Genomic DNA, 10,159 nt, shown 5'->3' on the forward strand with positions numbered 1-10,159 from the left:
AGCGAGAGGCCGGGCGAGGCGTCTGTTTCGGCAGTGGCGCTGGCGGCCTCCGGCTCACTCGGCGCGCCGGAGTTGTCGCCGTTGCCGCCATCTCCGCCGTCTTCGTTCCGGCCATCGGGCGCGGTGCCGAAGCCCACGGCCACGTCGGCGTAGCCGTCGGCCACCAGGCGCAGCGCCTCGTCGTGGTTGTCGGCCTTCACCCAGCGCAGTTCGTAGCCGTAGCGGGCGCAGAAGGCGGTCAGCAGTTCCTGTTCGAAGCCGGGGCCGTAGGGCGAAAGGCGCGTCAGCACCCGTTCGCGGGCAGGGGCGGCCACGCGCAGCACGTCGGAATCGCGCGGCGCGGGCAGCAGGATAAGCAGCAGCAGGAACGCCTGGGCAATGGCAAGGCCGAACAGCGCGAAGCGTTCCCGGGTGGTGAAGATAGGATTGTGCATGCGGTACGGTGGGCCGACGGGTGGAGAGCAGCGAGGCGGAGCAGAGCGGGTGGCCGGATGCGCGGGTGGCCTGTCGTTCGAGGGGGTGCGGAAGGGGCGTTCGCCTGTGGCGGGCCGTGCTTCCGTGCGCGGAGGTGGCCGTCGGGCCGTGGGTTGTGCGGCGTTGCGCGGAACGGCGCTGGAGCGCCATTTTCCCGGTGGGCCTTGGCCCGCCGGTGGTTCCGGCATGTCCGCGTGCGGACGATTTTGTGCTGCCGGGGTCGTATCGGCAGCAGTTCCGTTGACTTCCAAGAAGTCACGGGATAAGACATGATGCCTTTTCTGCGCGCCATCGGCAAGAGCCGGAGCCGCAGGGTGGCACTCAATGTCACAAGGAGTGGGAAATGTCAAACGTGGTCGTGATGGGCGCCCAGTGGGGCGATGAGGGCAAGGGCAAGATCGTCGATCTGCTGACCCGCAAGTGCGACGTGATCGTGCGCTTCCAGGGCGGCAACAACGCCGGGCACACCGTGCTGGTGGGCGACAAGCAGTACATCCTGCACCTCATCCCTTCGGGCATCCTGCATCCGGGCAAGAAATGTCTCATCGGCAACGGCGTCGTGCTCGACCCCGCCGTGTTCTGCCGCGAGGTGGAAACCCTGCGCGACAAGGACGTGGACGTTTCTCCGGCGCGGCTGATGATCAGCCGCAAGGCCCACGTGATCATGCCCTATCACAAGGCGCTGGACGTGGCCCGCGAGTGCCACAAGACCAACGAATCCAAGATCGGCACCACGGGCCGGGGCATCGGCCCCTGCTACGAGGACAAGATGTCGCGCATCGGCATCCGCGCCGCCGACCTTGCCATGCCCGAACTTCTGCGCGCCAAGATAGAGGCCGCGCTGCTGGAAAAGAACGCCCTGCTGGTCGGCCTGTACGGCGGCGAAGCCATGACCGTGGATGCGGTGTTCGACGAAGTCATGGCCGTGGCTCCCCGCGTGGTGCCCCACCTGGCCGACGTCACCGCCGAGATCGAGGAGGCCTGGGCTGCGGGGCAGCACGTGATGTTCGAAGGCGCCCAGGGCACCCACCTGGACATCGACCACGGCACCTATCCGTTCGTCACCTCGTCCAACACGGTGTCGGGCAATGCCTCTGCGGGCAGCGGCGTCGCGCCCACCAGGCTCGACCGCATCGTGGCCATCGTCAAGGCGTACACCACCCGCGTGGGCGCCGGGCCCTTCCCCACCGAACAGCTGAACGAGACGGGCGACTACCTGCAACAGAAGGGGCACGAATTCGGCGCCACCACGGGCCGCAAGCGTCGTTGCGGCTGGCTGGACGCGGTGGTGTTGCGCGAGGCCGTGCGCCTGAACGGCCCCACCGACATCGCCCTGACCAAGCTGGACGTGCTGTCGGGCCTGAAGGAACTGAAGATCTGCACCGCCTACGAATACCAGGGCGGCACCATCACCGTGGCCCCGCAGGAGCAGAACGGCATGGCCCACGTCACCCCGGTGTACGAGACCATGCCCGGCTGGGATGACGACATCACCGGCTGCACCACCTGGGAAAGCCTGCCCGCGCCCACCCGCGCCTACATCGCCCGCATCGAGGAGCTGACCGGCGTGCGCGTGAGCCTCGTGTCCGTGGGCCCGGAACGCGACCAGACCATCAGCCGGGGCTGGTAGGCCCCGGTTCGGAATATCCACTCGGAAGGGGCGGCGCGGGCCGCCCCTTTTGCGTGGCGGATGCGCACCCGCGCGTGGCCGGGGCGACAACGGGCATGGACGGCCCCCCGCGCCTTCGGGTAGCATGGCCCGGCAGTTCGGAACACGCATCACCCAGTATCGGAACCACCATGGCCAACGACACCACCACTGCCCCCAAGCGCGGTCGCGCCACTGCCGCCGCCACGGATGCCCCGCCCGCGCCGCAAGACCCGCGCGAGGTTGTGTCCCCGCTGCTGGTCCCCCGGCATCAACGTACTGTGGGCCATCTGCACGCGCTGGCCGCATCGCCGCCGCAGGTGGTGCTGGCAGAGGGCGGCACCGCGCCGGAGCGCATGGCCCTGGCCCTGTACTGGGCGGCGCTGCTGAACTGCGAGGCCCCGGATGATGGTCCGGACGATGCGCGCCCCTGCCTGGCCTGCCCGTCGTGCCTGCGCATGGCCGGGGGCGGCCACCGCGACCTCGTGGTGCTGGACGGCAACAAGCCCAGCGCCGAGGAAGGTTCCTTTTCCATAGAGAACGTGCGCGCGCTGCGCGGCCTTTTGGGCGAACCCCCGCGCGAGGGCCGCAGGCGCGTGGTGGTGCTGGTGGATGCCCACACCCGCGTGGAGGCGGCCAACGGCCTGCTGAAGTCGCTGGAAGAACCCCGCCCCACCACCTGCTTCGTGCTGCTGGCCCCCCAGCGCGAACGGCTGCTGCCCACCCTGGTGTCGCGCAGCTTCGTGCTTACCCTGGCCTGGCCCACCGATGCGGCCCCGCCGCCCCCGGCGGTGCGCGACTGGCTGGATGCGCTGGTGGAATTCATCCAGACCGGCGGCGGCTGGATGGAACGCACCTCCCGCAAGGGCGATCTGGACGCCCCCCTTGCCGCCGCCGTGGTGCTGCACTGCCAGCGCGCCCTGGCAGACGTGCTGGCCGGGCGCGCCGCAGACCCGCTGGGCCGCCTGCTGGCCGAGCGCATGGATATGGCCCGGCTGCGTCGCTGCGACGAGGCCCTGGCCGCCGCGCAGGAGGCCCTGTCCCTGAGTCCCAGCCCGGTGAACCCGGCCCTGGTCATGGACTGGCTGGCCACGCGGATGTTCATGGGCGTTCGGTAGGGACGGACCGCCCGACCTCCTTCGCTCTCCCGCGTCCACGCCGCCTGAACCGGGCCGCGCTTCCGTTCCGGAAGCATGCCCTGCCCGCCGCCACAGGCAGGGCCGCCCGCGCGTGGCGCTGCCGCACGGTCCGGCGCGCGCGGCGTTCCCTTCACACCTTCTCCCCGTTGTCGGGCCTTCCGGCGTACCGCCTGCCCCTCTGCCCGTTGCCCGCCTGTTGCCCACACCTGGCCTTTATGGCCCGCCCCTTGCGGTCGGCAGGGGAAACCCCCATGACTGGTTGTGGCAACGTGCCGTAACGTAAGGTTTTTTTCTTGCGTTTTCGTGCGATCCGGGCCGTGTGGCATTGCGCCCCCCCTGCCGAGCGTGTAGCATCGGGAGACACACTGACAGACGACGCGCTGGGGAGGCCGCATGAACATGACCGCAGAAGCGCCGCGCACGGTGCTGATCATCGAGGACAGCAACGTGCAGTCCAAGATCATCCGCAAGCAGATTCAGGCGCTTACACAATTCGACACGCTCATCGCCCACACCATGCAGGAGGCCGAGGCCCTGCTGCGCGACCATGGTCAGCAGATATTCATCGCGATCATCGACCTGAACCTGCCCGATGCCCCCGACGGAGAGGCCGTGGACCTGTGCCTGGCCTGGAAGGTGCCGTCCATCGTGCTGACCGCCAGCTTCAACGACGAAATCCGCCGCCGGTTCATCGAGCGCCGCGTGGTGGACTACTTCTTCAAGGGATCCATCCAGGACATGGACCCCATGGTGGCCAGCCTGGAGCGGGTGTTCAAGAACCAGTTCATCACCGTGCTGGTGGTGGACGATTCGCGCACCCAGCGTGCCCAGATAAAGAAACTACTGGAAGTGCAGCGTTTTCGTGTGCTGGAGGCCGGTGACGGCGTGGAAGCGATGACCGTGTTCGAGCAGAACCCGCATACCCGCCTGGTGATCACCGACTACCAGATGCCCAACATGGACGGCATCGAACTGGTGCGCGAACTGCGTGGCCGCCACAAGATGGACCGCGTGGCCATCATCGGGGTGTCTTCGGTGGGGTCCGGCCCGCTTACCGCCCAGTTTCTCAAGAACGGGGCCAACGACTTTCTCACCAAGCCCTTCGAGGTCGAGGAGTTCTACTGGCGCGTCAACCACAACATGGACGTGCTGGACATGATCTGCGACCTCAAGTCGTGCATGGAAACGCTGGAAACCCGCTGAGCCGTTTGCGCGGCACGCCCTGTCCGCCCTGTCCGCCCTGTCCGCCCTGACGACGCCGCGCCCTGATCGGCCTATCCAGACGGTCTGGTGTTCGGGCGGCCCGGCAGGTACAGGCGCGGCACGCGTCCGTCGGCTGGTCTTTGGGGCAAGGAGGATGTCATGGCGCCGCTGGGCACGCACCCGCCGCTGGCCTTTTCATCGGTCGTGGATCCCCGCCGCGTGGTGGGCATGCACGGCGGATCCGCCACGCATCCGGCACCGGGCACCGGTCCGGAGCGGGGGCCGGTGTTGTACTGGATGCACCGCGAGCACCGCGCCCGCGACAACTGGGCGCTGCAGCACGCCCATGCCGAGGCCGCCCGGCTGGGCGCGCCGCTGGCCGTGGTGTGGTGCCTGGCCAGCAGCTTTCTGGGGGCCACCATCCGCCAGTTCGGCTTTCTGCTGCGCGGGATGGAGGAAACCCGGCGTCATCTGGCGGCGGCGGGCATCCCTCTGGTGGTGCTGCGTGGCAACCCGCCGGAAGAAGTGGTGGGCTATGCCCGCTCGGTGCATGCCGCGTTGGTGGTCACCGACTTCGACGTGCTGCGGGTGAAGCGGGCGTGGCTGGCATCCGCCGCGCGGGGGCTGGCCGGATTCTGCCCCCTGCACGAGGTGGATGGCCGCAACGTGGTGCCCTGTCGGGTCGCCTCGCCCAAGCGTGAATACGCGGCCCGCACCCTGCGCCCGAAAATCCATCGCCTGCTGCCGGAATTCCTGACGCCCCTTCCCCCGCTGCCCTCCGCGCCGTCCGTACCGTGGACGCTGCCCGTCCCGGAGGTTGACTGGGCATCCCTGCGCGACAACCTGGCCGTGGACCGCACCGTGGCCGAGGTCGGCCCGCTGCCGGGCATACCGGACATCGCCCCCGGAGAAGACGCCGCCCGCGCCGCCCTGGACGATTTCATCCGCGCCCGTCTGCACCGCTACCACCTGCGCAATGATCCCAACGCAGACGGCGTGTCCGGCCTGTCGCCGTACCTGCATTTCGGCATGCTGTCCGCCCAGCGGGCCGCGCTGGCGGCACAGGCCCATGGAGAGGCGCCGGACGACTGCCGGGCTTCGTTTCTGGAAGAACTGATCGTGCGGCGTGAACTGGCCGACAATTTCTGTCTGCACGCGCAGGACTACGACGCCGTCACCTGTTTTCCCGACTGGGCGCGCGCCACCCTGGACAAGCACCGGGGCGACCCGCGCCCGGCCCTGTATGACCATGCCCAACTGGATGCCGCGCGCACGGAGGACCCGCTGTGGAACGCGGCCCAGATCGAAATGGTGGTCACCGGGCGCATGCACGGCTACCTGCGCATGTACTGGGCCAAGCAGATCCTGCTGTGGTCGCCCACGCCTGAAGACGCCGTGCGCACCGCCGTGACCCTGAACGACCGTTATTTTCTGGATGGCCGCGACAGCAACGGCTACACCGGCATCGCATGGTCAGCAGGGGGGGTGCACGACAGGCCGTGGGGCGAACGCCCCGTGCAGGGCACCATCCGCTCCATGACCTACAACGGGGCACGCTCCAAGTTCGACGTGGGCGCGTACATCCGGCGCATGCAGGCGCTGCGCGGCGGCGAGGGGGAGCAGGGGGAGCAGGGGGAGCTGTTCACTTTTGCTATGGGTGGTTTATGAAATCAACGCCTATGCGAGATTTCCAAGAACCCTTGTGGGCAAGGAGCCGGCTCGCATAATTCGGGCGCAGCTGCCCTATGACAGTGTATTCAGCGGATACGGTTCTTGCTTCTCCTTTTTTGGGGTCAAAGGCTACTTTGTAAAGCGTGATTTTTCCTTCTTTAAGGAGGGCGCTTCCCTGAATGAGGAAATTGTTGATACAAATGCTTGTTTTGTTGCCAATGTAAATACTATATGCGGTGACATTACTACCTTTTGTTATAAATATTCCATTTCCTCGAGCCGTATCTTTCATTAAATCGGCAAGCTTAATATTATCGTTAATCTTATCAAGCTTTATAGCTTCTAAATGAATCATTGAAGATGCTTTGTCTGGGCTTATATTGGCTAGATCGCAGGCTGGAGTTACGCATACCCACGCCGTCCCGCTATGTTCAAATATGCTTCCAGTTGTAAGGCGGTGGGGTATTGTTCGTTCGGAGCACAGGATGGAATTTGCATGTAGATGAAGTGTTTTTTCGTCGCAAGTTGAACCTTCACATTGTATGCAATTTGATGCTCTGTTCAGTGCTTGGGCGTTAAATGTAACATCTAGCAGGCGCTCGCAGTAGCCGCTTGCATGTTGTGCAAGGCCAGAAGTCGCAGACTCAAGAAGCATGCCCACAAGCTTGTGGGACAGGATGGCGCTTCTGTCTTGATGTCCATGAAGCGTATCATATTCGGTTGCGGCCAAGTAGAGAGTTGCCGCGCGAATGTCCGTGGTGGCAAAAGACTCTTTAAGGATGTTGTATGTATTTTCTTTTGAAATGTTAATGCATTTTTGCAGTGTCGTTGTGATGATGCCCGGATTGAAATCCAAGATTGCGCGCGCTAGTTCGTCAATAAGGTCTTTTAATGTTTGATTATCTGCGGGTTTCTTCTCTGTGATAACAATGAATGCATTCTGGGTCGCAATCCATGGGGTCGTTGTCGTCGATATATTGCTCTTTATTGATAGATTTTCTAGCGCAGTATGAGTCCTTGTGAAGTAATCGCAAATCGTGTTGTTGATGAATTTTCTTACAATATCTGGATTTTTGCATTGTGTTATTTCAAAAATTTTGTCTATTGCTGCTTTATTATTATCTAATATGTGTGATATATTGCTATTTATTTGCGCTATAGCTTCTTCTTTGTTTTGTATTCTGTCGAAGTTGATTGCTTTTTTGCTGCATCCTTGCATTGAAAAAAGAATCTCTGAAGCCACATCAAATTTATTCTCGTGGGTGTGAACAATGACAAGGTTGTATCGCGGTGATATTGCAAGGTTTTGTAGTATTTTAAGCGAATGCTGTGCGTCGTCGCTTTGAGTGAGGTAGTAATCAAGAACGACTAGGTCTGCCTTGTTGATGAAGGCGTAATGATCACGTTCAATATTCGTAAGGTTGTTTTCAATGTCGAATATGTAGCCGCGTTCTCTGCATGAACGGATAAGGTTGCGGACATGTCTAGGCATATCCGCGGTGTCACCCGCAGTTGAAGTTCTCGGCTCCTCCTTCGTATCTCCATCAACGAACATGTTCTCGCTTGCGGGGTCGTGCAGCGCCACCCCTTTGAGTAACATTGCTTCGCCTTGTGCGGCGTCATCCGTATCGCCTGCAAGCTTTTCTTCAAGCAGGTCCGCATGGGTTGGGAAATTGTCGTCGATGAACAGTACGCTTTTAATAGGGGTTATGTAGGCTTCTTCAATGAGGGTAGCATTAGCAGGAGACATGTTCGACCTCGTTGAATTCGATAATGAAGTTTGCCCCTTCGAGGGTTTTGGGGTCATTGCAAGTGGCGTAACGTATGCAATGGCGGGCAACAGCGAGATTTTCTCTGCAAAGATAGAGGCCTACCCCACGACCGTTGAAGCGTTTGGTGAAGAACAATTCGAACAGATGTTCCTGGTCATCTGCGTCAACGCCCGGTCCGCTATCGGCTACAATGGCTTTGCCTTGCACAAAGTCGAGCCGAATGATTCTTCTTTCGCCACGCTGCACCCAATAGAGGGCGTTATTCACGAGGTTGATGAAGGTGGGATAGATACGCGAGGGAAGGTCTCTAATGCAGAGCCCTTCGAAGGCGGGGGTTGCCTCGAACGTGATGCGGCACTGTTCGAATGTAGAGTCGAAAAAGGCTCTGACATACTTGGCGATGTCTTCGCCCGTGATGCGGATACGGCTGCGGTATGCCGTTTTGCGGAGCGGAGCAAGAAAGCGCAGCCTGTCGACAAGAGCTCGGTGCGCCTCGAACGCAAGACTGTAGCTTTTGAGGGCTCGCACCTCCTTGGGCATGAGCTTGAGATAGCGTGTTACCTGTGATTCAAGTGCTTCCAGTTCGTGGCCGATGATTTCGACACTGATGCCGAGTTGGGCCACGGCATTGAGCATGGCGACCTTTTTCTCCAGCGATTGGTTGGCCTCGTCCGCATGCAGAAAGGCACCTTCAAGGTCTACGCCCTCAACGAGTTGTTCGAGGCTGTTGATGATGCCGTCGTATTTGACATTCAACTCGTCGCTGAGTTCGGTGTGCACCTTATCCAGAAAGTCGAGTACCGGCGTAAGGCCTTGCCCAGCCTCCAGCATATTGACGAATTCCGTGGCCTTTCGCCGGAACACGGTTCTGTCTTCACGGGCGGTGTCTTCCCATGTGGACCGAAGGGCGTCGAGACTGGACGTGATTGTGGACAACGCTTTGCCAATCTGACTGGAGATGCGGGCTTCGTTGCTGTAGAATTTTGAGGTGGCTATGCGTTTGGGGTCGCCCAACAGGCCATCAGCTTCGCAGCGGGCCAGCATGGACTTGAGCTTGTCGATGGTGGCGCAGAACGAGGCGTAAGCGTCGCGATATTTCCTGTACTCTTCTTCTTGAGTGCCAAGGTCGTCTGGCCGGTTTGGAATGCGCAGATCGTCGCGCAGGCCTTGCAACGTGTCGAGCTCCATTTTGATAGCGGGCAGGTCGTTGTAGGCTTTGCTGGCCAGTGTCTGTTCAAGTCTGTCGGCGCCAGCTTCTGCTCGGGTGCTTGCTTCAAGCGCAAGTGGCAATTTTTCTTTGAGGGCGCGTGTGAAATTCTTCTGGTTTCGCTTGCGGGCCGTTTCTGCCGCGCGCATCTGCCTCTGGCGCGCTTTCTGGATGCCGGGGAGTTCCTGCTCACGTAGGGAAGACGAAGTGCCGAAGTACTCGCGGGCTGCATACATCAAGAGGCCGATAACAAGACGCTCAAATTCTCGGCGGGCTTTGTTGTCGACAAGGCCTTCGCGACCGGCCTTGTCCTTGAGGTTAGGGTTGTTTTTACTTGTTATAGCCAAGCGACCGATGCATCGGCGATACGAAAAAAATTCACGCCCCGCGTGTTTTGATCGGCGAAATTCCATTCTAAACAGGTCGCCATCTTCACGCCCGTAAGGCATGACGCGAAGCCCGTCGCGGTGAATGCAGATGCCACCGTACTTGTCGACCTGCGTAGCCAGATGTTCATATTCTTCGTCTGAGTGTGTCGAGCTTGTCTTGTTTTGCTCAAATGTGCCCAAGCAGAATTTGAACGGCCCGACACTATCCTTGCCCCGCTGTGTGAAGACTGACGAGGAAGGCACGAAACATTTACCCCGGTCTTTGCCGAAGGCTGTTATTCTACCCTGAAAGTTGCCTGCGCTATCGAATTCGCCCTCAATGACGTGTTCGAGAGCGCGAAGCTGCTGTATGTCAAACACCTCGCCGGAGGACACCGGAAAAAAGTCTGCCTTGCCCACCTTGTGAACGGCAACGGCGTAGTCGAAAAGAATGGGAGAATCTTCAAACGGGTCAACGAAGCTGATTAGCGTTTCCTGCAGGGCTCTTTTAACTTTTGGTAATACCTAACCAAAACGGACTAATCCGTTGTAAAATCTCTTGCTGGACTTGTCTTCAATGCCTTTAAAAGTATGGGGAACAAGTCCTCACTCCGGTGGTTAAACCGAAAACAAACTTCACCCAGAAAAAGGTGGAAAGTTTTCCTGGGGACACCTCG

6 protein-coding genes and 1 pseudogene are annotated in these 10,159 nt (G+C 60.9%); 4 read left to right on the forward strand and 3 right to left on the reverse strand.

All coding sequences use genetic code 11. From position 1 onward, the window contains the following. A pseudogene (locus tag FVW20_RS00205) lies at window positions 1–434 on the reverse strand (transglycosylase SLT domain-containing protein); the annotation flags it as partial. A 383-nt stretch (window positions 435–817) separates the two neighbouring features. Between FVW20_RS00205 and FVW20_RS00210 the strand changes: the two are divergent. The 4 genes from FVW20_RS00210 (at window position 818) to FVW20_RS00225 (ending at window position 6,132) form a co-directional block, all read left to right on the forward strand. Then, window positions 818–2,104 carry an adenylosuccinate synthase gene (locus FVW20_RS00210; RefSeq protein WP_196607778.1) on the forward strand — a complete coding sequence of 429 codons (1,287 nt, stop codon included), beginning with the start codon at window positions 818–820 and terminating at the stop codon, window positions 2,102–2,104. Between the two features lie 170 nt (window positions 2,105–2,274). Continuing rightward, window positions 2,275–3,240 carry a DNA polymerase III delta subunit-related protein gene (locus tag FVW20_RS00215; RefSeq protein WP_196607779.1) on the forward strand — a complete coding sequence of 322 codons (966 nt, stop codon included), beginning with the start codon at window positions 2,275–2,277 and terminating at the stop codon, window positions 3,238–3,240. Window positions 3,241–3,654: 414 nt separating this feature from the next. Beyond that, window positions 3,655–4,464, forward strand: coding sequence for a response regulator (locus FVW20_RS00220; RefSeq protein ID WP_372434954.1), 810 nt, complete (start codon window positions 3,655–3,657; stop codon window positions 4,462–4,464). 228 nt (window positions 4,465–4,692) lie between these two features. Beyond that, the gene (locus FVW20_RS00225) at window positions 4,693–6,132 is read left to right on the forward strand and encodes a deoxyribodipyrimidine photo-lyase (RefSeq protein WP_196607781.1); all 1,440 of its coding nucleotides are present in this window, start codon (window positions 4,693–4,695) and stop codon (window positions 6,130–6,132) included. Here FVW20_RS00225 and FVW20_RS00230 read toward each other — a convergent pair. Both FVW20_RS00230 and FVW20_RS20035 read right to left on the reverse strand, forming a co-directional pair. Further along, the gene (locus FVW20_RS00230) at window positions 6,116–7,885 is read right to left on the reverse strand and encodes a response regulator receiver domain (protein ID WP_196607780.1); all 1,770 of its coding nucleotides are present in this window, start codon (window positions 7,883–7,885) and stop codon (window positions 6,116–6,118) included. The genes FVW20_RS00225 and FVW20_RS00230 overlap by 17 nt on opposite strands. Next, on the reverse strand, window positions 7,872–9,902 hold the full coding sequence (locus FVW20_RS20035) for an ATP-binding protein (protein ID WP_307831251.1): 2,031 nt from the start codon (window positions 9,900–9,902) through the stop codon (window positions 7,872–7,874). The genes FVW20_RS00230 and FVW20_RS20035 overlap by 14 nt, the downstream gene beginning before the upstream one ends. Window positions 9,903–10,159: the final 257 nt, after the last annotated feature.

This window comes from Nitratidesulfovibrio oxamicus, from assembly GCF_015731765.1.
Lineage (GTDB): Bacteria > Desulfobacterota > Desulfovibrionia > Desulfovibrionales > Desulfovibrionaceae > Cupidesulfovibrio > Cupidesulfovibrio oxamicus.

Coding starts and splice junctions, on each gene's coding strand:
- FVW20_RS00220 (WP_372434954.1), top strand. CDS start 3,655: ATGAACATGACCGCAGAAGCGCCGCGCACGGTGCTGATCATCGAGGAC.
- FVW20_RS00210 (WP_196607778.1), top strand. CDS start 818: ATGTCAAACGTGGTCGTGATGGGCGCCCAGTGGGGCGATGAGGGCAAG.
- FVW20_RS00215 (WP_196607779.1), top strand. CDS start 2,275: ATGGCCAACGACACCACCACTGCCCCCAAGCGCGGTCGCGCCACTGCC.
- FVW20_RS00225 (WP_196607781.1), top strand. CDS start 4,693: ATGCACGGCGGATCCGCCACGCATCCGGCACCGGGCACCGGTCCGGAG.
- FVW20_RS00230 (WP_196607780.1), bottom strand. CDS start 7,885: ATGTCTCCTGCTAATGCTACCCTCATTGAAGAAGCCTACATAACCCCT.